General features: G+C 74.8%; 17 protein-coding genes and 1 pseudogene. 6 read left to right on the forward strand and 12 right to left on the reverse strand.

The annotated features are described in order from the left end of the window. Nucleotides 1–153: 153 nt before the first annotated feature. Nucleotides 154–1,113 carry an NBR1-Ig-like domain-containing protein gene (locus ACTEI_RS24745; protein ID WP_145830930.1) on the reverse strand — a complete coding sequence of 320 codons (960 nt, stop codon included), beginning with the start codon at nucleotides 1,111–1,113 and terminating at the stop codon, nucleotides 154–156. A gap of 136 nt (nucleotides 1,114–1,249) precedes the next feature. Between ACTEI_RS24745 and ACTEI_RS24750 the strand changes: the two genes are divergently transcribed. The 5 genes from ACTEI_RS24750 to ACTEI_RS24770 all read left to right on the forward strand — a co-directional run bounded on the left by ACTEI_RS24750 (nucleotide 1,250) and on the right by ACTEI_RS24770 (nucleotide 6,595). Further along, nucleotides 1,250–1,666, forward strand: a complete 417-nt coding sequence (locus tag ACTEI_RS24750; protein WP_122979850.1) for a hypothetical protein — start codon at nucleotides 1,250–1,252, stop codon at nucleotides 1,664–1,666. Between the two features lie 49 nt (nucleotides 1,667–1,715). Next, complete coding sequence (locus tag ACTEI_RS24755) at nucleotides 1,716–3,341, forward strand: serine/threonine-protein kinase (RefSeq protein WP_239082522.1); 1,626 nt, start codon at nucleotides 1,716–1,718, stop codon at nucleotides 3,339–3,341. A 235-nt stretch (nucleotides 3,342–3,576) separates the two neighbouring features. After that, nucleotides 3,577–4,410 (forward strand): metallophosphoesterase family protein, encoded by an 834-nt coding sequence (locus ACTEI_RS24760; RefSeq protein ID WP_122982386.1) that lies wholly within the window; start codon nucleotides 3,577–3,579, stop codon nucleotides 4,408–4,410. Further along, nucleotides 4,410–5,069 carry a 4'-phosphopantetheinyl transferase family protein gene (locus tag ACTEI_RS24765; protein WP_122982387.1) on the forward strand — a complete coding sequence of 220 codons (660 nt, stop codon included), beginning with the start codon at nucleotides 4,410–4,412 and terminating at the stop codon, nucleotides 5,067–5,069. Before ACTEI_RS24760 ends, ACTEI_RS24765 begins: the two co-directional genes overlap by 1 nt. 119 nt (nucleotides 5,070–5,188) lie before the next feature. Continuing rightward, nucleotides 5,189–6,595, forward strand: a complete 1,407-nt coding sequence (locus ACTEI_RS24770; RefSeq protein WP_122979851.1) for an MFS transporter — start codon at nucleotides 5,189–5,191, stop codon at nucleotides 6,593–6,595. A gap of 53 nt (nucleotides 6,596–6,648) precedes the next feature. Here the strand turns inward: ACTEI_RS24770 and ACTEI_RS24775 are convergent, their stop codons facing one another. From ACTEI_RS24775 to ACTEI_RS24790, 4 genes are all read right to left on the reverse strand, one after another. Beyond that, complete coding sequence (locus ACTEI_RS24775; protein ID WP_122979852.1) at nucleotides 6,649–7,278, reverse strand: malonic semialdehyde reductase; 630 nt, start codon at nucleotides 7,276–7,278, stop codon at nucleotides 6,649–6,651. A gap of 25 nt (nucleotides 7,279–7,303) precedes the next feature. Then, entirely contained in the window at nucleotides 7,304–8,047 is a 744-nt protein-coding gene (locus tag ACTEI_RS24780) for a class I SAM-dependent methyltransferase (RefSeq protein WP_122979853.1), read from the reverse strand. Further along, the gene (locus ACTEI_RS24785) at nucleotides 8,044–9,561 is read right to left on the reverse strand and encodes an FAD-binding oxidoreductase (protein ID WP_239082523.1); all 1,518 of its coding nucleotides are present in this window, start codon (nucleotides 9,559–9,561) and stop codon (nucleotides 8,044–8,046) included. Before ACTEI_RS24785 ends, ACTEI_RS24780 begins: the two co-directional genes overlap by 4 nt. A 279-nt stretch (nucleotides 9,562–9,840) precedes the next feature. After that, nucleotides 9,841–10,842: a LuxR C-terminal-related transcriptional regulator gene (locus tag ACTEI_RS24790; RefSeq protein WP_122979855.1), complete on the reverse strand. Its 1,002-nt coding sequence runs from the start codon at nucleotides 10,840–10,842 to the stop codon at nucleotides 9,841–9,843. Nucleotides 10,843–11,390: 548 nt separating this feature from the next. Between ACTEI_RS24790 and ACTEI_RS24795 the strand changes: the two genes are divergently transcribed. Further along, nucleotides 11,391–14,108 (forward strand): helix-turn-helix transcriptional regulator, encoded by a 2,718-nt coding sequence (locus ACTEI_RS24795; RefSeq protein ID WP_122979856.1) that lies wholly within the window; start codon nucleotides 11,391–11,393, stop codon nucleotides 14,106–14,108. Here the strand turns inward: ACTEI_RS24795 and ACTEI_RS24800 are convergent. From ACTEI_RS24800 to ACTEI_RS24830, 7 genes and pseudogenes are all read right to left on the reverse strand, one after another. Then, the gene (locus ACTEI_RS24800) at nucleotides 14,083–15,024 is read right to left on the reverse strand and encodes a 3-deoxy-7-phosphoheptulonate synthase (RefSeq protein WP_122979857.1); all 942 of its coding nucleotides are present in this window, start codon (nucleotides 15,022–15,024) and stop codon (nucleotides 14,083–14,085) included. The genes ACTEI_RS24795 and ACTEI_RS24800 overlap by 26 nt on opposite strands. Further along, the gene (locus ACTEI_RS24805; RefSeq protein WP_145830931.1) at nucleotides 15,021–15,755 is read right to left on the reverse strand and encodes a thioesterase II family protein; all 735 of its coding nucleotides are present in this window, start codon (nucleotides 15,753–15,755) and stop codon (nucleotides 15,021–15,023) included. The genes ACTEI_RS24800 and ACTEI_RS24805 overlap by 4 nt, the downstream gene beginning before the upstream one ends. Then, the gene (locus ACTEI_RS24810; protein WP_122979859.1) at nucleotides 15,752–16,621 is read right to left on the reverse strand and encodes a 3-hydroxybutyryl-CoA dehydrogenase; all 870 of its coding nucleotides are present in this window, start codon (nucleotides 16,619–16,621) and stop codon (nucleotides 15,752–15,754) included. Before ACTEI_RS24810 ends, ACTEI_RS24805 begins: the two co-directional genes overlap by 4 nt. Beyond that, on the reverse strand, nucleotides 16,618–17,631 hold the full coding sequence (locus ACTEI_RS24815) for a 3-oxoacyl-ACP synthase III family protein (RefSeq protein WP_122979860.1): 1,014 nt from the start codon (nucleotides 17,629–17,631) through the stop codon (nucleotides 16,618–16,620). The genes ACTEI_RS24810 and ACTEI_RS24815 overlap by 4 nt, the downstream gene beginning before the upstream one ends. After that, entirely contained in the window at nucleotides 17,628–18,989 is a 1,362-nt protein-coding gene (gene ccrA / locus ACTEI_RS24820) for a crotonyl-CoA carboxylase/reductase (RefSeq protein ID WP_122979861.1), read from the reverse strand. The genes ACTEI_RS24815 and ccrA overlap by 4 nt, the downstream gene beginning before the upstream one ends. Nucleotides 18,990–19,003: 14 nt before the next feature. After that, entirely contained in the window at nucleotides 19,004–19,768 is a 765-nt protein-coding gene (locus ACTEI_RS24825) for an arylamine N-acetyltransferase family protein (protein ID WP_203723735.1), read from the reverse strand. A gap of 41 nt (nucleotides 19,769–19,809) precedes the next feature. Continuing rightward, nucleotides 19,810–25,026 (reverse strand): annotated as a pseudogene (locus ACTEI_RS24830) (type I polyketide synthase); the annotation flags it as partial. Nucleotides 25,027–25,038 lie beyond the last annotated feature (12 nt).

Here is a 25,038-nt window from a genome sequence, read left to right on the forward strand (position 1 = left end):
TAGTGCCACTGTCCTGTCAGATCTGTCAGACGCACGCTGACCTCGGCAGACACCGGTGTTGTCAGGTTGGCCGGCACGGGTTGACATCGCTCGTCGCGCCCGCCGGGGCTCGGGCGCGGCGACCCGGGCCACCCGGGCCGGCCGCGGCCGGGCTCAGGCGACGACGTTGACCAGGAAGTACACCGGCCGGCGGCTGGGGAAGAACGGCCGGCCCTGCTCGTCGACCATCTTCCAGCTGACCCAGCATCGCCCGGGCGCGCTCGGCGCGGTGACCGGAACACTGATCATGACCTGTTCGCCGGGCAGCGTGTCGCCGATCGGCACCCGCTCCGGCGTGCGGCAGCCGCCGCCGTCACCGGGCGGGTTGATCCGGGCCAGGAACCGGTTGTGCCAGCCGACCGTGCCCACGTTCGCGATCGCCCACACCTTCGTGAACTCTTCGCCGACCTTCACCTCCATACCGTCGGGCACGGTGATGTCGGCGACGAACTGGCTCGCATCCCCGGGCAGCCGCGGGCCGGAGGAGGGCGCCGCCTGGCCCGCGTCGTCCCGGGGGCGGCCACGGACGGCGAGGACGGCGACGGCGGCGGTCACCAGCACGACCACCGCGACCACCGCGGCGGCGAGCCACCGCGGGCGGCGCCGCCGCGCGTCCGTGACCGCGGCCGCGCCGGCCGGCTGCGGGTCCGCCACGGCCGGACCGGGCTCCGGCGCCGCCGCATCGGCGCCGGCGGCCGGCGTCCCGGCGTCCTGCCCGCCGGCCTGCGCGGCGCCGGCGGCGACCGGGGCGGCCGGTCCGGGACCCGGCGCCGGGCCGGCCGGCGGCGCGGCCGGGGCCTCGCCGGTACGCTGCGCCTCCTCCCAGCGGCGCCGCCACTGCGCCTCGTCCGCCTCGCACGCCCGGACGAACTCGCGGGTGGTCTCCCAGGACGGGAAGCGTGCCCCGGCCGCGGCCTCGTGCAGGGTCGTGTGCGAGATGCGGCCGGACCGCCCGGCCATCTTCCGGAACGACGGGTTGCCCACGGAGGCCCGCAGCGCCCGCAGCTGTCCGGCGAAGCGCTCGGCGGCCGCCCGGTGCCCCACCGGCTCCGCGGGCACATGCTGGTCTTCCATCGTCCCCCCATGTCAGACACCGTCGTCAGGCGTTGTCAGAGCGCGTAAGAGGCTACCGAACGAGCCCTCGCGTTGATCAATGTGGTCACTGACGACGCCGGCCACGACGGTTCCGGCGCATCGAAGGAGGTCAACAATGAAGAGCCTTTCCCGGCGCGGCGTGCGGGTCCTGGCGGCCGCCGGACTGGCCGTGCCCGCGGCGCTGGCGTTCGCCGGTCCGGCCCAGGCCGAGACCAACCCGCGCTGTGCGAGCTCGGTGCAGATCGGCGCGACGGCGTACGTCACCGTCGGCGGGCAGACCGCCGCCTCGGTCAAGCAGTACAAGGGGTGCGGCAAGAACTACGCGTACACCTACGTGTGGCAGCAGTACCGCAACACCCACGGCTCGTACCAGGTCTGCACCTCCATCGTGACCGGCAACACGCTGCGCGATCTGCAGTGCTCCAGCGGCCCGGACGTCTGGTCGCTGGGCGCCAGCACGCTGTCGGTGTGCACCCGGGCCCTCGGCGGGATCTCCGACGTGGCGCAGAAGGAGACCGAGGAACGCTGCTGACGAGCCGCCGGACGCGCCGGCCCGACTGGGGGGTTTGGGCCGGCCGCCGGTGGGCATCGGCAGGTTCGTGGAGAGCGGCTTCCTGATCGGCGAGCGGTACCGGCTTCTCGAACGGCTCGGTCATGGCGGCATGTCGGTGGTGTGGCGCGCCGACGACGACGTGCTGGGTCGCCAGGTCGCCGTCAAGGTGCTGTCGGCGAGGCTGGCGACCGATCCGGGGACGCTGCACCAGCTGCGCGCGGAAGCCCGGGCCGCGGCCGGACTGCGCCACCCCGCGGTCGTCGAGGTGTACGACTACGGCGAGACCACGCACCGCGGCAAGCTCCTGCCGTACGTGGTGATGGAGCTGGTCGACGGCCGGACGATGGCCGATCTGCTCAGCGGCGACCGCATCCCGTGGCGGCTGGCCGTGCTGATCTGCGCGCAGGTGGCGGCCGCCCTGGCCGCGGCACACGCGCGCGGTGTCGTGCACCGCGACGTGAAACCGGGCAACGTCATGGTCACCTCGTCCGGGGTGAAGCTGGTCGACTTCGGCATCTCGGCCGCCGTGGGCGTGATGGACGGCGCGGACGGTCAGCTGCTGGGCACGCCGGCCTACCTGGCGCCGGAACGCATCCGGGGCGGCCCGGTGCGCCCGGCCACCGATGTGTACGCCCTTGGCCTGCTGCTGTACCTGAGCCTGGCCGGGCGGATGCCGTGGCGCGCCTCGACCGCCACGCAGATGCTGAAGGCGCACTACTACACCGAGCCGGCCCCGATGCCCGCCGTGCCGGGCCTGCCGTCCGAGGTGGTCCGCCTGGTGTCGCGCTGCCTGGCGAAGAAGCCGGACGAGCGGCCGGCCGCCGCGCAGGTGGCCCGGGTGCTCGGCGAGATCGCCGGACTGCCACCGGCGGAGTTGATGCGGGCGGCGGCGGCGCCCACCGTGTCGATCCCCCGGTCCCGCCGGCTCGCCGGCCGGGCCGCGGCGGGCCTGGCCCGGGTGCCCGGCGGGCGCCGGACCGTGGTCGCCGGGAGCACGGCCGGCGCATTGATCGTGGCGGGCCTTGTCGCGTGGCCGGGCAACGGCCCCCGGACCGCGCCGCCGGCGGCCGCCGCGGCCGCGCCGCAAGCGTGCGCCGTCCGGTACGAGGTCGAGCGTCCCGCGCGGGACGGGCGGACACCGGTCGCCGTCTCGGTGCGCAACACCGGCGCGGCGGCCATGCCGGCCTGGCAGCTCAGCTTCGCGCTGCCCGGCCGGCAGCGGCTGCTCCACGGCTGGTCGGCCAGCTGGCAGCAGCAGGGCGAGACGATCCGGGCCGGCGGCGGCGCCCTGCCGGCCGGCGGCTCGGTCACGGCCGGCTTCGAGACGACAGCGGATCCGGGCGGTGTGGCCGTTCCGCGATCCTTCACGGTCAACGGCACAGTGTGCCGGAGCGAGACGTCGACGCCGCCGCCCGCTACCGGGGCTGCCGGGGCCGGGGCCGCCGGGGCCGGGGCCGCCGGGGCAGGGGCCGCCGGGGCAGGGGCCGCCGGGGCAGGGGCCGCCGGGGCCGGGGCCGCCGTCCGGCCGACCGCCGCGGGCGCGGCGCCGGCCGGGGCGCGCGCGGCCGTCGTCGCGCCGAAGCCCGGCAAGGGCCCGGCGAAGCCCAGGACCAAGGTCAAGGACAAGGGCAAGGCCAAAAAGGGCAAGGACTGACGCCGGGCACGACACCCCGGGATTCCCGGAGGCGGGCCCGGGGTTCTCGCTCGGGCACCCCCCGGAGGCCGGTTCCGGTCGCCTGACCGGCGGGCCGGCCGGTGCGGACCACCGGCGGCGTCCGCGGCCGGCGCGTCGCGGACACCGGCCGGCCCGCCGTCCGCGGCGGGGCACGGCGCCGGGCGTGACCGCCGCCGCCTTCCCGATCTCCACCCACTGTGGAAAGATCGGCGGTGTGGCGGGGGCTCTGCTGGCAGTCAGCGATCTGCACGTTTCCTATCCGGAGAACCGCCAGGTCGTCGACCGGCTGCGACCCGGATCGCCGGACGACTGGCTGATCGTGGCCGGTGACGTGGGCGAGATCTTCGCCGACGTCGAGAAGACCCTCCGGGCCCTGCGTGACCGGTTCCAGCAGGTGATCTGGGCGCCCGGCAACCACGAGCTGTGGACCCACCCGAACGACCCGGTGCAGCTGCGCGGCGAGCAGCGCTACCGGGCGCTGGTGGGGATGTGCCGCGACGCCGGGGTGCTCACGCCGGAGGACGACTACCCGGTGTGGGAGGGCGACGGCGGCCCGGTCGCGGTGGCGCCGCTCTTCCAGCTGTACGACTACTCGTTCCGTGTCCCGGGCGCCGACACCAAGGAGGAGTCGCTGCGCCGGGCCTACGACGCCGGGGTGGTGTGCACGGACGAGGCGCTGCTGCACCCGGACCCGTACCCGAGCCGGGAGGAGTGGTGTTTCCAGCGGCTGCGGGAGACCGAGCGCCGGCTCGACGCGCTGGACCCGGCGCTGCCCACCGTCCTGGTCAGCCACTGGCCCCTGGTCCGGCAGCCGACCGAGGTCCTGTGGTTCCCGGAGTTCGCGCAGTGGTGCGGGACGGAGCGCACCGCGGACTGGCACCTGCGCTACCGCGCGGTCGCCGCGGTCTACGGCCACCTGCACATCCCCCGCACCACGCAGTACGACGGGGTGCGCTTCGAGGAGGTCTCGCTGGGCTATCCGCGCGAGTGGCGCCGCCGCGGCGACCGGCCGGAGCCGATCCGGCGCATCCTGGGGCCGGTCCGGTGATGCTCGCCGGCCTGCTGCCACCGGCGGTCGTGGCCGTGGAGGCGTTCGACGACATCGACGGGGAGCCGCCGTTCCCGGGCGAGGAGGGGCTGGTCGCCCGGGCCGTCGAGGTCCGCCGCCGCGAGTTCGTCACCGCCCGTCGCTGTGCCCGCCAGGCGCTCGCCGGGCTGGGCCACCCACCGGCGCCGATCCTGGCCGGGCCGCGCCGGGAACCGCTGTGGCCGGCCGGCGTGGTCGGCAGCATCACGCACTGCCGCGGCTTCCGGGCGGCTGCCGTCGCCCGGCGCGCCGATCTGGCCGCGCTGGGCATCGACGCGGAGCCGCACGGGCCGCTGCCGGAGGGCGTGGCCGAGCAGGTGACCCTGCCCGGCGAACGCGAGCACCTGGCCCGGCTCGCCGCCACGCACCCGGCCGTCCACTGGGACCGGCTGCTGTTCAGCGCCAAGGAGTCGGTCTACAAGGCCTGGTTCCCGCTGACCGGACGGTGGCTCGGCTTCGAGGAGGCGCGCCTGACGTTCGACCCGGCGGCGGCCGCCTTCCACGCCCGGATCCTCATCGACGGCCGGCGTGCCGACGGCGGGGCGCCGCTGACCGAGCTCACCGGACGCTTCCTGGTCGAGCGGGGGCTGGCGCTGACCGCGCTGCACGTTGCGTCCTGAACCGGCAACCAGCCGTGACGACCGTCACGATCTTGCCACGAGCCGGTCGCCGGACGAACACCCATCAATCATGAAATGATCGACCATCCGCAATGTCTTGACGCTTGCCGGAGGTAGAGATGGATGTGACCGAGGTCCCGGCCGGACCGGACGGGGGCAGGCGTCCGGGTCGTGTGGGCGGCCCCATCACGCTCGCGGTGATCGTCGGTTTCCAGCTGATGCTGGTGGTGGACATCACCATCGTCAACGTCGCGCTGCCGGCGATCCAGCGGGCCCTCGACTTCTCCACCGCCGATCTGTCCTGGGTCGCCAACGCGTACACGCTCGCCGTCGGCGGCCTGCTGCTGCTGGGCGGCCGCGCCGGCGACGTCCTCGGCCGGCGCCGGGTGTTCGTCGCCGGGGTTGTCGTCTTCACCGTCGCCTCGCTCGCCGGCGGGTTCGCCACCGACCCCGGCTGGCTGATCGCCACCCGGGCGTTGCAGGGCGTCGGGGCGGCGCTGGCCGGGCCGAGCACGATGGCGCTGATCGCGAACAACTTCCGGGAGGGCACCGAACGGCACCGGGCGCTCGGCGTGTTCGCCGCGGTCTCCGGCGGCGGTGGCTCGCTGGGCATCATCGGCGGCGGCATGCTGACCGAGTGGGCGTCCTGGCGCTGGGTGATGTTCGTCAACGTCCCGATCGGCCTGGCGATCCTGCTGCTCACGCCGCGCTTCGTGCGCGAGGCCGACCGCCGCCCCGGCCGCCTCGACGTCACCGGCGCGCTGCTGTCCAGCGTCGGCCTGACCGCCCTGACCTACGCCTTCATCCGCGGCGCCTCGGACGGCTGGACCGACCCGCTGACCCTGGGCGCGTTCGCCGCCACGGCCGTGCTGCTGACCGCGTTCGCGGTGCTGGAGCGGCGCGCCGACCAGCCGATCCTGCCGCTGGGCCTGTTCCGCGGGTGGCTGCGCGCCGGCGCGTACCTGAACATGTTCCTGCTCGCCGCGGCGATGATCGGGGTGTTCTACTTCCTGACCCTGTACATGCAGAACACCCTGTCGTTCAGCCCGGTCGAGACCGGGCTGGGCTTCCTCGCGATGACCGTGCCGATGTTCGCCGCCGCCCGCTGGGCGCCGCAGCTGCTGGCCCGCCTCGGGCCGAAGCGGCTCGCGGTCGTCGGCACGCTGCCGGTGATCGCGTCGATGGGATGGCTGACCACGCTGTCGGACCACAGCTCGTTCGTGGCGCACCTGCTCGGTCCGCTGCTGCTGATCGGCATCGGGGTCGGGCTCACGTTCATGCCGCTCAACGCGATCATCCTGGCCACCGTGGAGCCGCGGGACATCGGCTCGGCGTCCGGCCTGCTGCAGGCGGTGCAGCGGGTGGGCAGCTCGCTGGGGCTGGCGATCCTGGTGGCGGTGGCCGCGCACGCCGGCACCGCGTCGTTCGCCGGTCAGGCGGCCCGGGCGTTCCAGGTGGCCGCGGTCCTCGCCGTTCTCGCGCTGCTGGTGACCGTCTTCGTGGTCCGGCCCAAGCCGGCCGGGTGAGCACGGAAGAACCCCGCACCGGCCTTGCGGTGCGGGGTTCTTCCGGCAATTGCTCAGAGCAGGCGTACGACCTGGTCGTACTCCGGCCGGGGCAGCCGCTCGGTGGCCTCGGCGTCGGCCGGCTTGCCGATGTTGACCACGAGGATCGAGCGCCACCGGCCGTCCGCGAAGAACTCCCGGTCCACCGCCGGCGCGTCGAATCCCTTCATCGGGCCGGCGGCCAGCCCGGTCGCGCGTACCGCGAGAAGGAAGTAGGCCGCCTGGATGGCGGAGTTGAACGACGCCATCGCATCGCGCATCGCAGGCGCGGCGGCCAGCGCCTCGCGCATCCCGGGCGTGGCCGGCGACAGCTGGGGGACGTACTCGTCGAACTCGCTGTCGAGCGCCAGGACGGCGACGACCGGGGCGGACGAGCTCTTCGCGCGGTTCGGGGGCGCCAGCAGCGGCAGCAGCCGCTGTTTCGCCTCCGGCGTACGCAGGTAGAGGATCCGCATCGGGTTGACGTTGTTGGCGGTGGGCGGCCACTTGGCCAGTTCCCAGATCGCCCGGAGCTGGTCGTCGCCGACCGGCTCGTCGCTGAACCGGTACGCGGTGCGCGCGCCGGTGAACAGCAGGCTGCGCGCCTCCTGGTTCAACGCGTAGAGGTGCTCGAGATCGGCGGTGGCGGTGCGGTCGGCCGGCATGGCGGTCCTTCCTCGGCTCGGGGTTTCAGTCGACGCGGGTGGCGTGCACCGCCCACACCGGGACGTGCGCGCTGTCGTCACCCAGCAGCGGCTCCAGCACCTCCAGCCGGTTCACCAGGTCCTTGACCCCGGGGTTGTCGGCCGGGTGGTGCCCGGGCGTGCCCTGCAACGCGGCCACGCTCAGGTTCGCCAGGTACGACGAGGGGCCCAGGTAGGTGATCTCCCAGCCGGCCGCGGGCAGCACCCGGCGGAAGTTCTCCGCGGGCAGCCCGAGCGGCAGCGTGAGGCCGTTGATGTTGTGCACGCCGAACTCGAACAGGTACCAGCGGGCGCCCGGCCGGGTCGCGCGGTGCAGCGCCCGGGCGTAGCGGCCCTGGGTCTGCTCGTCGTGCCCGAAGACGTGGTAGAAGGCGCTGTCCACGACGGTGTCGAAACGGTTCTCGTAGCCGGCCAGCTCGGTGGCGTCGGCGACCTCGAAGTTCACCTTCACCCCGGCGGCCGCCGCGTTGGCGCGGGCCAGCTCGATCGCCGTCGGGGAGCTGTCCACCGCGGTCACCGAGTAGCCGCGGGAGGCGTACAGGATGGCGTGGTGGCCGGGGCCGGTGCCCGGGTCGAGCACCTCGCCGCGCAGCGCGCCGTGGGCGACCAGTTCCTCGACGACCGGCTGCGGGCGGCCGATGTCCCACGGCGTGCCCATCTTGGCGCCGCGGACCCGCCGCTCGTCGCGGTAGGAGTCGTCGAACCGTGCCGGATCAAGCTGTTCCGTCATGCCACCGTGTCCCTAGGTCCGGCCACCGGCTGCCCGGTGGCTCCGTCTTCACCGGCAGATGCCAGCCCTTCCACAGACAATGCGTGCCGGAATACGTTGCGCGGGTCCCAGCGCGACTTGATCTCACGCAGTCGCGGATAGTTGTCGCCGTAATAGAGCGTCGACCAGGGAACGCCAGACGTATTCCATTCCGGGTCGGCGAGATCGCCGTCCGGCCAATTGATGTACGAGCCGTCGGTGCGCTCGTCGCGGACCGGAACGCCACCGGTCGCGGCGAACAGCTCCCGATAGAACGACCGCACCCAGGCGAGGTGACGCTCGTCCTCGCCGGCCTCGTCCCAGGCGGTCACGACCGACATGAGCATGGTCGAGTCGCGCTGCGAGGTGGCGGTGTCCGCGGGGGCCACCGCGTTGATCCGGCCGCCCCAGCTGGCCAGCACGATCGCGCCGGCCGGGTGGGCGTACCCGGGATCGGTGAGGTGCCGGTACGCGGCGCTCAGTTGCGTGCCGTCCAGGCCGGTCCGCAGGTACGCCGCCTTGAGCTTGGACCGCAGCCGGGAGGACTGCATACCGAACGTGGCGGCCGGGTCCGGCACGTTGATCATCTTGTACAGCCAGGGCTCGTCCTCCAGCGTCCGGGCCACCGGCTCGGGCATCCCGGCGGAGACCTCGGCCAGGTAGGCGTCGAGCAGCTCCCGGCTGCCCGGCTCGGACGGGTCCAGCCGGCCCATCAGGGTGACCAGGCCGAACTCCTTGCGGAACGCGACCACCTCACCGTGTACCGCGGCGGCCGCGGTGTCCGGGGCGCTGTTGCGCGCGCACCAGCCGGCGAAGTTGTCCAGCAGGGTGGCGAACCGCTGCTCGTCGAGGTCCTCCCAGCGCCAGGCGGCGGTCGCCAGGACGAAGCGGGACGGCCGCCGCGGCAGGAGCGTGGCCGGGTCGGTCACGTCGGCGCCCGGGGTACGGAACCAGAACCGGGTCACGATGCCGAAGTTGCCGCCGCCACCCCCGGTGTGCGCCCACCACAGGTCGTGGTTGGGGTCGTCCGGCTCGCGGGTGGCCACCACCGCGCGCGCGGTCCCGTCGGCGCCGACCACGACCACCTCCACCGCGTACAGGTGGTCGGAGGCGTGCCCGTGCAGCCGGGACAGCACCCCGTTGCCGCCGCCGGGAACGTGACCGCCCACCCCGACCGCCGGGCAGCTGCCGGCCGGCAGGGTCACCCCCCAGCCCAGGTCGAGGGCGGTGTAGACGCGGCCGAGGGTGGCCCCGCCGCCGACCGCGAAGGCGCCCATCAGCGGGTCGTAGCGGACGTCGTCGAGGCGGGACAGGTCGATGACCACCTGTACGGCCGGGTCCTCGACGAAGTTCTCCAGGCAGTGCCCGCCGCCGCGGACGACCACCCGCTTGTCCTGGCGTACGGCCTCGGTCAGGGCCGCGATCACCTGCGCGGTGTCGGTTACCACGTACACGCTCTCCGGGGCGCCGATGAACCGGCGGTTGTACCCGCGCATCTGGAAATCGGCGTACCGGGGATCGCCGGACCGAATCTCGACCGGCTTGGAAGACAATTCCTGATCGCGTTTGTCAACGGGCGAATGCGATAGCTGAACCATGTGCGGCGGGGACTCCTGATCTGGTCGTCCGACGGCAGAGCCGAATTGCAGCGACTCGCCACGCGCGCCACTTCTTCACAAATGACCCGCGCTATTCACCGACCGAGGCTAATGTCGGTCACCGCCGGCTCACAATCCCCTACCGCCACCCCCTTAACCGCCCCCTTAGGACGGTCCTCACCCGGCGGCGGCGGCGTTGTGCTTGGCCAGCTGCTCGTACAGCAGGTAGCCGGCATGCAGCCGGTTCTTCGCGCCGAGCGCCTGCATCAGCTCGGCGATGTGCCGCTGGCAGGTCCGCAGCGACAAGCCGATGTGCGCGGCGATCCGCCTGTCGCTCTCGCCGGAGACGAGGAGCCGGATGATGGCCTGTTTCACCTCGCAGGAGACGCTGACCGTCTGCCCGCGGCTGTGCTGCAGCGGGAACGGGCGGGCGCCGTGCCAGGTGCGGTCGAACGACTCGGCGAGCGCGGCGACCACCTGCTCGTCGCGGACCACGGCGATGCCGGGCAGCCCGCCACGCAGGCCCAGGACGGCCACCCTGCGGTCGAAGACCAGCATCCGGGTGAAGCCGTTCGCGGTCGTGCGCACCTCGGCGCCGCCCGCGCACAGGTGCAGGACCAGGGTGGTGGCCTCGTGGTTGTAGCGCGCGCTGTGCTGGTAGAGCAGGCGCAGCCGGGGACCGCCGGTCCGGTGCCGGATCAGTTCCTGGGCCTCGTCGAGCTGCTCGGTGGAGAGTGCCCCCGGCTGCGACGCCAGGATCTCCTCCCGGGTGCCGCCGGCCAGCTCCGCGACCAGCACCCGCACGGTCGGGCCGTGGCGTACCAGCTCGACCGGTGCGGCCACCTCACGGCGGGCGGACGCGGTCGCGAAGACCGGGGCGAGCGAGGCCAGGTCGGCTCTGATCCCGTCGATCGCGTCCTGCCGGGCCATCAGGTCCCGCTCCAGCGGGCGCAGCAGCTGCAACCGGGCCGACTCGGGCGTGGCCGCGGCCAGCCGGACACCGTCCTCGTCGGGATGCAGCAGCCGCAACTCCCGTAGCTCGTCGAGCAGCCGGGTGGCGTCCTGGCGTTCCATCCCCAGCTCGGCGCCGAGTTCGTCGGCGTCGATCGACCGCCGCCGCACCGCCACGGCGTAGGCGCGACGCATCTGCGAGGTCACACGGACCGGCTGAGCAACCATGGCTGTCCCCCTGAATGAGCCAGGCTTGGGTGGGCGAGAGCTGTCCCTACCCGGTCCGGCCGCGTTCAGCGGGTGACGCCGGCACTCGACGCGCTGCCGGGAGGGCAACACCGCGTCACCTTCGACTCACCGAGGGTAGGAGGCAGCTCAAGTTGATGTCCAGTGTGATCAATTCGTCACATTGAAACGCCCGGTTACGAGGAGAAAGTACGTTTCTGGCGGTATGTCGCCGTCGGTTTTCCGCCACGCGGATAGTGGATCCCCACCGGACATGGACAGAGATCATGACCACTGCCGAGAGTGGAGAGGCGCACGGCCCTTGATCGCCGGGTTCGTCCGGGGGACGGCCGGATGCGCTGACCACGACAAGCGCCGGCTACACGCCGCCGGCCACGCGGACGCCGCCGTCCGCGTCACCTGCCGGCGCCACCACCGCCGCCCGGGCCGATCGTCCGCGCCGGTGCCGCAGTCGGTTCCTACTTCCTACCGGGGGGCACGCCATCGAACTCCACGACCCACTGTCCGATCTCGTCGAACGGCAGGACGCGATGGCGGCGATGGACCGGCTGCTCGCCGAGTCCGCCACCGGCCACGGTCGCGTGGCCGTGGTGCACGCGCCACCGGGCGGCGGCAAGACCCAGTTCCTGCACAGCGTCCTGCAGCGGATCGGCCTCTCCGACGCGCTGGTGCTGCGCGCCACCGCCCTGCGACACGAGCGCACCGCGCCGTTCGGCGTCGCCTCGCAGCTCTTCCAGACGCACCGGATCTCCCGGCCGGACCAGGACGAGTTCGGCTCCTCGCTGGCCGCGATGGCGCAGGCGGCCGGCGACCGTGCCGCCGCCGCGGCCCGCACCGCCGCCGCGCTGCACCGGATCGGCGGACGCCTGGCCGACCTGGCCCAGCACCGCCCGCTGGTCATCGGCATCGACGGCCTGCACGACGTGGACGAACCGTCGCTGCGCTTCCTCGCCTCGATCCTGCCGCGGCTGCGCGACACCCGCGCCCTGGTCGTGCTGACCGACGACGCCAGGCGGCGCCCGGTCGACCCGGCGCTGCACGCCGAACTGCTCCAGCAGCCCAACGCGTACCGCATCGACCTGCCCCTGCTCACCCGGACCGGCATCGACCGGGTCCTCACCGACCGCCTCGGCGCCGCCCGGGCCGCCGAGCTCGGCCCGTCGTTCGCCGCCCTGTGCGGCGGCAATCCGATGATCCTGCAGGCGCTGATCGGCAACTACCACGCCGATCGGCGACCGCCCTGGGGATACGGCCGCGCGCTGGTCGGCTGTCTGTCGCGCGGAGAACCCGAGCTGCGCGCGGTGGCCCGCGCCCTCGCCGTGCTCGGCGCGCACACGTCCCCGCAGCGGCTGGCCCGGCTGTCCGGGCTGAGCGCCGAGACGTGCGCCGGGGCGCTGCGCACGCTCGACACCGCGGGGCTGCTCGACGGCGGCGCGTTCCGGCATCCGTCCGCCGCGGACGACGTCCTGGACGACATGCCGGCCGACGAGCGATCCGCGCTGCGGCTGCGCGCCGCCGAACAGCTCAGCAGCGAGGGCGCGCCGGCCATCACGGTCGCGCACCACCTGGTCGTCTCGGCCAACGCCGACTCGCCCTGGGCCGGCGACGTGCTGGTGGACGCCGCCCGCCACGCGCTCGCCGCGCACCAGCCGCGAGCCGCCGCCGACTATCTCGAACTGGCCCAGCGGACCCCGGCCGACGAGCGGTCCCAGGCGTCGCTGCGGGCCTGGCTCAACCGGCTGCGATGGCAGCTGCAACCACCCTGCACGGCGCACTCGCTGACCCGGCTGGTCGCCGACGCCGAGGCCGGGCACACCACGCCCGGCGACCTGATGGACCTGTTGTGGACCCTGGCCTGGCACGGGGACCAGGAGACGGCCGAGAAGCTGCTGGCCGCCGCGCGGTCCCGGCCGGACCGGCGCGACGACACCGGCGCCGCCGCCCTCGCGAGCGTCCCGGTCTGGCTCGCCGGGCTCTTCGCCACCCGCCCGGAGGGCGACGCCGGACACCCCGCGCCGGCCACCGGCCCGGCCCACGCCGACGACCTGCCCCGTGCCCCGTGGCAAACCGCGGCGGCACTGACCGGCGCCCTCCTGCGCGGCGACGCCGCCCACGTCGCGGACCACGCGGAGGGCGTGCTGACCACGGCCGGACCGGCCTACCGATCGCTGTGGAACGGTGAGGAGGCGCTGCTCGCCCTGCTCGGCCTGGTCTACGTGGACGCCCTGGAGCGTGCCGCCGGATGGTGCGGGCACCTGCTCGCCGAGGCGGAGCGGCTGCGCACCCCGCTGTGGCAGGCCGCGTTCACCGCGGTCCGGGCCGAGGTGGCGCTGCGCGAGGGCAGCCTCCCCGACGCCGCGGCCATCGCCGCCGAGGCGCTCGATCTGCTGCCCCGCGGCAGCTGGGGGACGATGCTGGGCCTGCCGGTGAGCACGCTGGTGCTGGCGAAGGTGCGGATGGGCCGGTACGACGAAGCCGGCGCCCTGCTGTCCGAGCCGATGCCGGAGGCGGTGCTGCGCACCCGCTACGGCGCGCACCTGCTGCACGCGCGGGGCCAGCACCGGCTGGTCACCGGCAATCCACGGGCCGCCCTGGGCGACTTCCTGCGCTGCGGCGAGCTACTACGGCGCTGGTCGGCGCACGGCATCGTCCCGGTGCCCTGGCGGGTGGCGGCGGCCGAGGCGTCCGTGCAGGTGGGCAACCACCGGCAGGCCGACCGGCTGCTCCGCGACGAGGCCGGCCGGCTGCCCGCGCTCGGGCCGCGGGCCCGGGGCCTGTCGCTGCGGGTGCTCGCCGCCGCGTCCCCGGCCACCGACCGGCCCGGGCTGCTGGAGCAGGCGGTCGCGGCGCTCAAGGAGTGCGGCGACCAGTTCGAGGTGGCGCGCGCGCTGGCCGAGCTGTCCCGGGCGTACCAGGAGGTGGAGGACCAGGGCAACGCCCGGCGCGCCGCGCGGATGGCCTGGCCGCTCGCCCGGGCCTCGGCCGCCGAGCCGCTGAGCAGCGAGATCGCCCCGGCCGCCGGGACCGCGACGGCGAACGCCAAGCGCGGCGGCGACGGGTCGAAGGCCGATCGCGGCCGGCCGCAGCCGCTCACCGCGCGCGAGACGCACGTCGCGGCGCTCGCCGGGCGCGGCTACACCAACCAGGAGATCGCGGCGCAGCTGCTGATCACGCCGAGCACGGTGGAGCAGCACCTCACCCGGGTGTTCCGCAAGCTCAAGGTCAAGGGCCGCCAGCAGCTGCCCTGAACGCGTCGGCGAAGTCCAGCGCCAGATCGAGCGCCGGGCCGGGGCCCGCGGACATCTCCAGGTGCACGCCCCCGGCGTGCCCGCCGGCCGAGCGCAGCGCCTCGGCGAACGCCCGGACCGCGGCGCCGGACCGCCCCGGATCGCCGACCCAGCACACCTCGGCGCCGGCCGCGCGTACCTTCTCGACCAACGGTGGCAACCGGTCGCGCAGCTCGGCCGGATCGAGCCGGACCACGAACGTCAGGCGGCCCGGCTCGCGCCCCGGGTCCAGCCGGTCCACCGCCCGCAGCACCGCGTCGGCGCCGGTCGCGGGCCCGACCCGGACCGCGAGCGCGTTGGGCGAGCGGGACAGCGCGGCCAGGTGCTCCCACTGGGCGCTGTCGTGCGCCGGGTCACGCAGCTCACCGCTGAGCCAGAGCAGGTGCCCGGCGGTGGCGCAGGCGGCACAACCCCGGCACTCGTGCCCGGCGAAGACCTCCCGGTCGGCGGCGCGGCGGCCCAGCCCGTGGCCGGCGAGGAAGGCCAGGCCGCGGGTGATGGTGTCCAGCCGGTCCCGGTGCCGGATCGCGGCCTCCGCGCCGGCCCGCTCCCAGGCGAGGTGCCGCAGATCCTCGGCCGGCCCGGCGACCAGCGCGCGGACCAGGTTCAGCACCGCCGCCGAGGCCGGGTACTCCCCCGCCGTCCAGCCCAGCGTCACCACGGGCAGGCCGGTGGCGTACCCGAGCACCACCTCCATCCGGGTCAGGGTCCGCAGCCGCTCGCGGACCGTCCCCTCGTCGATCCGCCCGGCCGCGAGCACCCGGCCGCCGCCGGAGAGCAGGACCGCGCCGCCGCGGGCCACCGCCGCGATCCGCTGCCGCAGCCGGGCGCACTCGTCGGCCAGCACGAGCGGCGGGACCGGCATGGTGCCGGTCATCGCCAGCGCGCCAGCCGCTGGCTCAGCACGCGGATGACCGCCTGCTGCTGCTCCACCAGGTAGAAGTGCCCGCCCGGGAAGGTGATCACCTCGAAGTCCGCGGTGGTGTGCCGGCGCCAGGCCTGCGCGTCCTCGGCCGTCACCTCGGGATCGTCGCGCCCGGTCAGCACGGTGACCGGACAGCCGAGCGGAGGCCCCGGCTCGTGCCGGTGCGTCTCCACCGCCCGGTAGTCGGCGCGCAGCACGGTCAGGGCCATCCGGATCAGCTCCTCGTCGGCCAGCACCCGGGGGTCGGTGCCGCCCAGCGTGGCGATGTGGCGCAGCAGGTCGCGGTCGGCCAGCAGGTGCCGGTCCCCGGCCCGGATCAGGTGCGGGGCGCGCCGGCCGGACACGATCAGCCCGGCCGGCGGGTGGCCCTTCGCGCCGAGCAGCCGGGCCACCTCGAAGGCCAGCAGCCCGCCGAGGCTGTGCCCGAAGAGGACCACCGGCCGGCCGGTGCGCGTCAGCAGTTCCTCGGTGACGTGCCCGGCCAGCTCGTCGATCGAGTCGATCAGCGGCTCCGACCGGCGTTCCTGGCGGCCCGGGTACTGCACCGCGAGCACCTCGGCGGCCGGGGCCAGCGCGCCGGCCAGCGGGTGGAAGAACGGCGCCGAGCCGCCCGCGTGCGGCAGGCAGACCAGCTGCACGGGGGCCTCGGGGGTGGGCCGGTACGCCCGGATCCAGTCGGTCACGATGCTCCTTCGGGGGCGGGGGTCCGGTCGTACCGGAAGAAGCCTTCGCCGCTCTTGCGGCCGAGCCGACCCTCGGCGGTCATCCGGCGCAGCGTCGCCGGCACCTCGGCGACCAGGCCCTCGGCGACGGCGGTGAACGTGTCGATGCCGATCATGTCGAGCAGGGCGAGCGGGCCCATCGGGTGCCCGCAGCCGAGCGTCATGCCGCGGTCGATGTCGGCCGGGGCGGCCACCCCGTCCTCGACCATCCGGACCGCCGCCACCAGGTACGGCACCAGCAGCGCGTTGACCACGAAGCCGCGGCGGTCACCGGCGCCGATCGCCTGCTTGCCCAGCACCTGCGTCACGAACGCCGTGGCCCGCGCCACGGTGGCCGGGTCGGTCTGCCCGGTGCGGACCACCTCGACCAGCGGCATCGCCGGCACCGGGTTGAAGAAGTGCATGCCGACCACGGCGCCGGCCCGGCCGGTCACCCCGGCCAGATCGCTCACCAGCAGGCTGGAGGTGGTGGTGGCGAGGATCGCGCCGGGGTCGGCCAGCACCGCGTCGAGGCCCTCGAACACCCGGCGTTTGCGGGCCGCGTCCTCGGTCACCGCCTCGATCACCAACTGCCGGTCGGCCAGCTCGTCGAGGCCGGCGACCACCCGCAGCCGCCCGGCCGACCGGGCCCGCTCGGCGCCGCTCATCCGCCCCTTGGCGACGGCCCGGTCGAGCTGCCCGGCCATCCGGTCCGCGGCCCGGCGCACGCCCGCGGCGGAGGAGACCGCGACGCGGACGTCGAGACCCGCCCGCAGGCACACCTCCGCGATGCCGGCGCCCATGGTTCCGCAGCCGACCACGCCGACCCGGCTCGGGTGCGCGGTCATGCGCCGCCGCCCGTGCCGGACCAGCGCAGCAGTCCGGCGCCCACCGCCATGCCCGCGCCGAAGCCGGCCAGCAGCACCAGGTCCCCGTCGCGCAGCGCGCCGCCGCGGTTGGCCTGGTCCAGCGCGACCGGCACCGAGGCCGCCCCGATGTTGCCGGAGTAGCGCACCGGCAGGTGCAGCCGGGCGTCGCCGAGCCCGCTGGCGTCGGCGAGCGCGCGCACCAGCATCCCGTTGGCCTGGTGCGGCACGAAGTGATCCACGTCGGCCGGGCCGTGGCCGCAGCGCTTGACCAGCCCGGTCAGGAACTGCGGCACGTTCGCCAGCACGAACTCCTTCACCGCCCGGCCCTGCATGTGCAGGGTGTGGCCGGCCTCGGCGACGGTCCGCGCGGAGGCCGGCAGCCGGCTGCCGCCGGCCGGGGTGGTGATCAGCCCGGCCGAGTCGGCGTCGCTGAGCAGGTCGACGTCGAGCAGGCCGCGGGCCGCCCCGGGCCGGTCCGGCCGGCGGCCGACGACCGCGGCGCCCGCGCCGTCGCCGAACAGCACGCTGGTGGCGCGGTCGGTGAAGTCGACGAACCGGGTGTACAGGTCGACGCCGACGACCAGGGCCCGGGCGCCGGGACGCCGGGCGACGAACGCCTGTGCGATGGCCAGCCCGGCGACGAACCCGGCGCAGGCCATGTTGATGTCGAAGCACGCCGCCCGCCCGGCGCCCAGCGCCCCCTGCACGAACGACGCGGTGGCCGGCACCGGGGTGTCGCCGGTCGTGGTCGCGACGATGACGTAGTCCAGCTCCCCGGCGGCCAGCCCGGCCTGCTCCAGCGCCGCCCGGGCGGCGTGCACCGCGAGGTCGGACGCGGCCTCCCCGGGCGCGGCGTAGCGCCGTTCCAGGATGCCGGTGCGGCTCTCGATCCACTCGGCCGAGGCCGCCGGGACCAGCTCTTCGATCTCGGCGTTCGTGACCACCCGCTCGGGCAGATAGGAGCCGGTGCCGAGGATGTCGACGCTCACGCGGGGTCCTCCTGACCGGCGCTACGGGTGCCGAACGCGCGCAGGGCGGTGAGCCGGTCCTCGCCGATCCGGGCGCGCCGTTCCGGATCGGTGACGCCGAGCCCGGGCCGGTCGGCCAGGCACAGCACGCCGACCTTGCCCAGGTGCTCGTTGAGCTGGACCAGCCGGGTCGCCTCGCCGACCCCGTCGAGCGGGTACAGCTCGGTCAGCGCCGGCACGATGCTGCCCTGGGTGAACAGCCGCGCGCACTCCACCTGCTCCTGCAGGTTGGCGACGTGGCTGCCGATGATGCGTTTGAGCCGCATCCACAGGTAGCGGTTGTCGAAGTGGTGCTGGTAGCCGGTGCTGGAGCCGCACGTCACCACGGCGCCGCCCCGGCGGACCACGAAGACCGAGACCCCGAACGTGGAACGCCCGACGTGGTCGAAGGCGATGTGCGGATCCTCGCCGATCGCCCGCCGGATCAGCCGGCCCAGCGCCCGGCCGTGCTCGACCACCCGCTCCGGGTCGGCCCCGTCGTCCCCGCCGATCCCGATCTCCGCCCGGTTGATCACCAGGTCGCAGCCGAGCATCCGGGCCATCTCCGCCTTGCGCTCCGAGCCGACCACGCCCACGGCGATCCCGCCGCCGTTCTTGACCAGCTGGACCGCGTACGCCCCGAGCCCGCCGGAGGCGCCCCAGATGAGCACGACGTCGCCCTGCTTCATCCGCGCCCCGCGATCGCTGACCAGCATCCGGTACGCGGTGCCGGCACACGCCGGGACGGTCGCGGCCTCCTCCCAGGTCAGGTGCGGCGGCTTGGGGATGAGCTGACTGGCCCGGGCGATCGTGTAGTGCGCCAGCCCGCCGTAGTTGGTCTCGAACCCCCACGCCAGCTGGTGCTCGCCGAGCATCCCGTCGTGCTGGACGGAGGCCTCCTGATCGTCCACGCAGGCCGCGCTGACCAGCACGTGATCGCCGATCCGCCAGTGCCGCACGCCGCTGCCGACCCGGACGACGACCCCGGCCGCGTCCGACCCGAGCACGTGGAACGGCTGGTCGTGGCGGGCCGCCCAGCCGCCCTGCCGGCCGTACGAGCGCAGGAAACCGAAGGTGGGCAGCGGCTCGAACGTCGCCGACCAGACCGTGTTGTAGTTGATCGAGCTGGCCATCACGCCGATCAGCACCTCGTCCGGCGCCAGCTCCGGCATCGGCACCGGGCCGACGTGCAGCGTCTTGCGGACGTCGCGGTCGGCCACGCCGTCGAAGATGTTCTGGTCCTCCGCCCGCAGGTGGGCGGCGAGGAACTCGGCCGGCAGCGGGGCCGCCGCCAGCTCGGCCGGGGACGCGCCGGCGAGCAGCGCCTCGGACAGCGACATGGGTGGCACCTCTCTCACCGGGTCGGGGCGGGCTGGAAGTAGGTGGCGTCGATCTCGCGCAGCTCCTGCTCGGTGCGGATCGGGCGGGGCCGCTCGACGCCGTCCTCGATGGCCAGCAGGATGTTGGCGATCTGCACCACCTGGCCGTTCGCCGTGCCCCGGCGCCGGCGACGGACGAACCGCTCCTCGGGCTGGGCGGCGATCAGCTCGGCGAGCACCCGCCAGTCGCCCGGATCGCGGGGCTGGGTGGTGAACCGGTAGGCGTTGCGCCAGGGCTTCTGCCGGGTCCGGTACTCCAGCCGGTGGTGACCGCCCTGCCGGGTGACCCGGAAGTCGACGCCGTGCTGGGTGACGGTCTCGCCGGACAGCGGCACCGGCTCGGCGATGGAGATCCCGCCGTTGCCGACGTCGACCAGCCAGTCCTGGCCGTCCAGGGCGACCACCATGACCATGTGCTCGACGTCCGGGCCCCACTGGCCGCCGGCCAGCTGCATGCTCGCCGACAGCAGCGCGACGTCGTAGCCCAGCTCGGTCAGCAGCCGGTGGAAGAGCAGGTTGAGATCGGTGCAGATGCCCCCGCGACCCTTCAGCACGATGGTGCCGAAGACGGTGTCCGGGTCGAACTCGACGAAGTCGGTGGTGCGGATGTAGCCGTTGTCGTAGTGGAACCGCGTCTGGTGCCGGTGGTGGATGTCGCGCAGCGTGGCCAGGTCGGCCGGCGCGGCGCCGCGGTGTCCGATGTGGTCGAGGTATGTCTCCTTGTCGAACAAGGTCCTCATCCTCCTGGGGGTCGTCTCGGGAAGGGGCACGGCCGGTGTGCTCACTCGGTGGCGGCCGCGTCGATGCGGCGCAGCAGTTCCTCGGCGAGCATCCCGACGGTGGGGAATTCGAAGGCGAATCCGGCCGGCAGCCGCAGCCGGGTCAGTCCGGTCAGCCGGTTGCGCAGCTCGACCGAGGTCAGCGAGTCGAAACCGACCTCGAACAGCACCGTCTCCGGGCCGAAGTCGTCCGCGGACACGTGGCCGAGCACGGCGGCCGCCTCCTGCCGGACCACGTCGAGCAGGATGGCCGGGCGCTGCTCCGGCGGCGCCGTGGCGAGCGCCTCGGCCAGCCGGCCGGCGCTCGCCGCGGTGCTGCCGCCGACCGACCGGCGGCCGACCCGCAGCAGGCCGCGCAGCAGCGGCGGGACGTGTTCCGGCTCGGTGTTCGCGCGCATCGCGGCCAGGTCGAACTTCGCCGGCACGAGCACCGGGTCCGGCGCGCGCAACGCCACGTCGAACAGCTCCATGCCCTCGCGCTGGGTGAACGCCAGGATGCCGAGCCGGTCGATGCGTTGCAGCTCCCGGTCGCCGAGGTGCTCGACGATCTCCGAGGTGCGCCCCCACCAGCCCCACGCGAGCGAGGTGGCCGGCAGACCGGCGGCGTGCCGGTGCCAGGCGAGCGCGTCGAGGTAGCCGTTCGCCGCGGCGTAGTTGCCCTGCCCGGGGTTGCCCAGCGTGCCGGCCGCCGAGGAGAACAGCACGAACGCGTCGAGATCCCGGCCGGCGGTCAGCTCGTGCAGGTGCACCGCGGCGTCGACCTTGGGCCGCAGCACCGTGGCCAGCCGCTGTTCGTCCAGGGCCGGCAGGACGCCGTCGTCGAGCACGCCGGCGGTGTGCACCACGCCGCGCAGCGGGGCGGTGGCCGGGATCGCGTCCAGCACCGCGGCCAGCGCGGCCCGGTCGGCCACGTCGCACGCCGCGACCCGCACCTGCGCGCCGAGCGCGCTCAGCTCGGCCACCAGGGCGGCGGCCCCGGGCGCGTCCGGGCCCCGGCGGGAGACGAGCGACAGATGGCGTACGCCGTGCTCGCGCACCAGGTGCCGGGCGACCATGCCGCCCAGCGCGCCGGTGCCGCCGGTGATCAGAACCGTGCCGGCCGGCGGGAAGACCGGTCCCGGCCGCTGCGCGGTCACCGCCCGGGCCAGCCGGGGCACGTAGCAGACCCCCTTGCGCAGCGCCACCTGCGCGTCGCCGGCGGCCAGCACGTCCGGGAGCACGCGCAGCGACTCCTCGGTGTCGTCGGTGTCGACCAGGACCACCCGGCCCGGGTTCTCCGCCTGCGCCGAGCGCAACAGGCCCAGCACCGCCGCGGCGGACAGGTCGGCGACCTCGCCGCCGTCCTCGGCGGCCACCGCGCCGTGGGTGACGGCGAGCAGCCGGGTGTCGGCCAGCGCCGGCTCGGCCAGCCACGCCTGCAGGGTCGCCAGGACGTGGGCGACGGCGTCGTGCACCTCGGCGGCGTCCACCCGGTCGCCGCCGAGCACGTCGAGCAGCAGCAGCTCGGGATCGGTGCCGGCGAGCGCGCGCAGGTCGTCCGGGCCGGCCACCGCGACCGCGTTCAGGGTGGCCTGCCGGGCCCGGATGGTGGTCGGTTCCCAGGCGACCCGGAACATCTGCTCGGCCGTCACGCCGGAGGCGGCCCGCAGCGCCTCGGCGGCCACCGGCCGGGCCAGCACCGACTCGACCGAGGCCACCGGGGTTCCGGTGGGGTCGGCCAGTTGCAGGGTGACGGTGTCCGGCCCGCCGGGGGCCAGGCGCAGGCGTACCGCGCCGGCCCCGGCCGCGTACAGCCGGACGTCGGTCCACGCGAACGGCAGCACCAGCCCGCGGTCGTCGCCGCCGCGCAGGAACCCGGCGTGCAGGCAGGCGTCCAGCAGGGCCGGGTGCAGGCCGTACCCCTCGGCGGTCGCGTCGGCGGGCAGCGCCACCTCGGCGAAGATCTCGTCGCCGCGGGTCCAGGCCGCGCGCAACCCCCGGAAGACCGGCCCGTAGCCGTAGCCACCGGCGGCCAGTGCCTCGTACAGGGTGGTGGCGGCGTCCTCGACCGGCTCGGCGCCGCGCGGCGGCCACACCGTCAGGTCGAAGTCCGGCCGGGCGTTCTCCGGCGCGAGCCGGCCGGAGGCGTGCCGGGTCCACGGCGTGGCCGGGCCGGCGTCCGCCCGGCGGGAGTGCACCGTGAAACCGCGGTGCCCCACGGCCCCGGGCTCGGTGACCTCCAGGCGCAGTTGCACGCCGCCACGGTCCGGGATCGGCAGCGGCGCCTCGATCACCAGCTCGGCGAGCAGCTCGCAGCCCAGCTCGTCACCGGCGCGCAGCGCCAGCTCGGCGAACCCGGCGCCGGGCAGCAGGACCGTGCCGCCGGCGACGTGGTCGGCCAGCCACGGGTGGGTGAGCAGGGAGAGGCGGGAACTGAAGACGACCGAGCCGGACTCCGGGATCTCGGTCATCGCGCCCAGCATCGGGTGGTCGACACCGGTCAGGCCCAGACCGGCCGGGTCGTGGCCGCCGGCGCCGGTCTCCAGCCAGTAGCGTTCCCGCTGGAAGGCGTACGTGGGCAGGTCGACGGCCGGACCGGCGGCGGCGCCCAGCACCGGGGTCCAGTCCACGGTCGCGCCGCGTACGTGCAGCGAGGCCAGCGCGGCGAGGAACTGGCGCGGCCCGCTCTCGTCGCGGCGCAGCGTCCCGGTGATCAGCGCGCCGGTCTCCTCGAGGATCGCCTCCACCGCGGGCACGAGCACCGGATGCGTACTGACCTCGATGAACACGCCGTGGCCGGCCTCCGCCAGGTCGGCCACCACCGGGGCGAACCGGACCGTGTCGCGCAGGTTGCGGTACCAGTAGGCGGCGTCGAGCCCGGCGGTGTCCACGGCGCCGCCGGTGACCGTGGAGTGGAACGGCACCGTCGAGCCGCGCGGCGTGATCCCGGCCAGGGCGTCGAGCAGTTCCGCCTCGATGGCCTCGACGTCGCCGGAGTGGGAGGCGTAGTCGACCGGCAGCCGGCGGGTGCGCAGGCCGGCCTGCTCGGCGGCGGCGACCAGCGCGTCGACCGCGGCGGACGCGCCGGAGACGACCGACGCGTCGGGGCCGTTCATGGCCGCGAGCTCCACCCCGGGCAGCGGCTCCAGCAGCTCGGCGACGCGGTCCGGGCCGGCGGCGATCGACGCCATCGCGCCGCGGCCGGAGAGGCGGGCGCCGATGACGCGGCTGCGCAGCGCCACGATCCGGGCGGCGTCGGCCAGGCTCAGCGCGCCCGCCACGCAGGCCGCGGCGATCTCGCCCTGGGAGTGGCCGACCACCGCGTCCGGCGTCACGCCGCACGCCCGCCACAGCGCCGCGAGCGACACCATCACCGCGAACGACGCCGGCTGCACCACATCCACCGCGTCCAACGCGCGCCGCTCGCGCAGCACGTCCAGCAGCGACCAGCCGGTCAGCGGGTCCAGAGCGGCGGCGCACTCACGCATCCGCTCGGCGAAGACCGGCGAACTGTCCAGCAGATCCGCGCCCATGCCCACCCACTGAGCGCCCTGACCCGGAAAGACGAACACCCGGCGGGACCGCACCGCCGGACCGCCGCCGGTGATCACCCCCGGCCGCGGCTCGGTGGCCGTCAGCAGCGCGATCGCCTCGTCCCGGTCGGCCGCCACCACGACGGTCCGTTCCGGCAGCGCGGCCCGGGTGCCCGCCAGCGCCCGGGCGATGTCGAGCAGGTCCAGGTCGGCCCGGTCGGCGAGGAACTCGGCCAGCCGCCGGGCCTGGCCGGTGAGACCGCCCCGGCCGCGCGCGGACAGCACCAGCGGGATCGCGTCGCGGATCACCGGGTCCGTCCCGCCGCCGTCCGGTTCCGCGGCCGGCGGCGCCTCCTCCAGCACGACGTGGGCGTTGGTGCCGCTGACGCCGAACGAGGAGACCCCGGCGCGCCGGGGCCGGTCGGCACGCGGCCAGTCCCGCTGCCCGGTCAGCAGCCGCACCCCGCCCGAAGCCCAGTCGACCTGCGGCGTCGGCTCGTCCACATGCAACGTCCGCGGCAACACACCGTGCCGCATCGCCATCACCATCTTGATCACCCCGGCCACCCCCGCGGCCGCCTGCGTGTGACCCAGATTCGACTTCACCGACCCCAGCCACAACGGCTCACCCACCCGATCACGGCCATAGGTGGCCAGCAACGCCTGCGCCTCGATCGGATCCCCCAACGCCGTCCCGGTCCCATGCGCCTCCACCACGTCCACGGTGGCGGCCGGCACCGCCGCGTTCGCCAACGCCGCCCGGATCACCCGCTGCTGCGCCGGACCACTCGGGGCGGTCAGGCCGTTCGACGCACCGTCCTGATTGACCGCCGACCCACGCACCACCGCCCAGATCCGCCGCCGGTTACGCACCGCGTCCGACAACCGCTCCAACACCAGCACCCCGGCCCCCTCGGACCACCCCGTCCCGTCCGCCGACGCCGCGAACGACTTGCACCGCCCATCCGGCGCCAGCCCACGCTGCCGGGAGAACCCGACGAACGCCGCCGACTTCGCCATCACCGTCACCCCGCCGGCCAGCGCCAGCGAGCACTCCCCCGAGCGCAGCGACTGCGTGGCCAGGTGCACGGCGACCAGCGAGGACGAGCAGGCGGTGTCGAGCGTGACGGCCGGCCCCTCCAGGCCGAGGAAGTAGGCGACCCGGCCGGACACGATGCTGTTGGCGCCCCCGGTCATCAGGTGTCCCTCGACGCTGTCCGGGTCGCCGGCGGCGCCGTCCATGTAGCCGACCGCGTAGTCCTGGTACATGTCGCCGGTGAAGACGCCGACCGGTGCGCCGCGCAGCGTCGCCGGGTCGATGCCGGCCCGCTCCAGCGCCTCCCAGGAGATCTCCAGCATCAACCGCTGCTGCGGATCCATGGCCAGCGCCTCACGCGGCGAGATCCCGAAGAACCCCGCGTCGAACTCGTCCGCGTCGTGCAGGAACCCGCCGGAACGCACGTAACTGGTGCCCGGGTGGTCCGGGTCCGGATGGAACAGCCCCTCCAGGTCCCAGCCCCGGTTCACCGGGAACTCGGAGATCCCGTCACCGCCGGCGGCGAGCAGATCCCACAGCTGCTCCGGCGTGCCCACGCCGCCCGGGAACCGGCACGCCATGCCGACGATCGCGACCGGCTCGCCGGTACGCGCCCGGAGCCGGGCGTTCTCCCGCTCCAGCCGTTCGTTCTCGGTCAGCGACGCGCGCAGCGCCTCGACCAC

The sequence above is a fragment of the Actinoplanes teichomyceticus ATCC 31121 genome (genome assembly GCF_003711105.1).
GTDB lineage: Bacteria > Actinomycetota > Actinomycetes > Mycobacteriales > Micromonosporaceae > Actinoplanes > Actinoplanes teichomyceticus.

Coding starts and splice junctions, on each gene's coding strand:
- ccrA (WP_122979861.1), bottom strand. CDS start 18,989: ATGTCGCTGTCCGAGGCGCTGCTCGCCGGCGCGTCCCCGGCCGAGCTG.
- ACTEI_RS24785 (WP_239082523.1), bottom strand. CDS start 9,561: ATGCGCGGGTACAACCGCCGGTTCATCGGCGCCCCGGAGAGCGTGTAC.
- ACTEI_RS24765 (WP_122982387.1), top strand. CDS start 4,410: ATGCTCGCCGGCCTGCTGCCACCGGCGGTCGTGGCCGTGGAGGCGTTC.
- ACTEI_RS24745 (WP_145830930.1), bottom strand. CDS start 1,113: ATGGAAGACCAGCATGTGCCCGCGGAGCCGGTGGGGCACCGGGCGGCC.
- ACTEI_RS24825 (WP_203723735.1), bottom strand. CDS start 19,768: ATGAGGACCTTGTTCGACAAGGAGACATACCTCGACCACATCGGACAC.
- ACTEI_RS24775 (WP_122979852.1), bottom strand. CDS start 7,278: ATGCCGGCCGACCGCACCGCCACCGCCGATCTCGAGCACCTCTACGCG.
- ACTEI_RS24810 (WP_122979859.1), bottom strand. CDS start 16,621: ATGACCGCGCACCCGAGCCGGGTCGGCGTGGTCGGCTGCGGAACCATG.
- ACTEI_RS24780 (WP_122979853.1), bottom strand. CDS start 8,047: ATGACGGAACAGCTTGATCCGGCACGGTTCGACGACTCCTACCGCGAC.
- ACTEI_RS24800 (WP_122979857.1), bottom strand. CDS start 15,024: ATGACCGGCACCATGCCGGTCCCGCCGCTCGTGCTGGCCGACGAGTGC.
- ACTEI_RS24795 (WP_122979856.1), top strand. CDS start 11,391: ATGGCGGCGATGGACCGGCTGCTCGCCGAGTCCGCCACCGGCCACGGT.
- ACTEI_RS24790 (WP_122979855.1), bottom strand. CDS start 10,842: ATGGTTGCTCAGCCGGTCCGTGTGACCTCGCAGATGCGTCGCGCCTAC.
- ACTEI_RS24750 (WP_122979850.1), top strand. CDS start 1,250: ATGAAGAGCCTTTCCCGGCGCGGCGTGCGGGTCCTGGCGGCCGCCGGA.
- ACTEI_RS24770 (WP_122979851.1), top strand. CDS start 5,189: ATGGATGTGACCGAGGTCCCGGCCGGACCGGACGGGGGCAGGCGTCCG.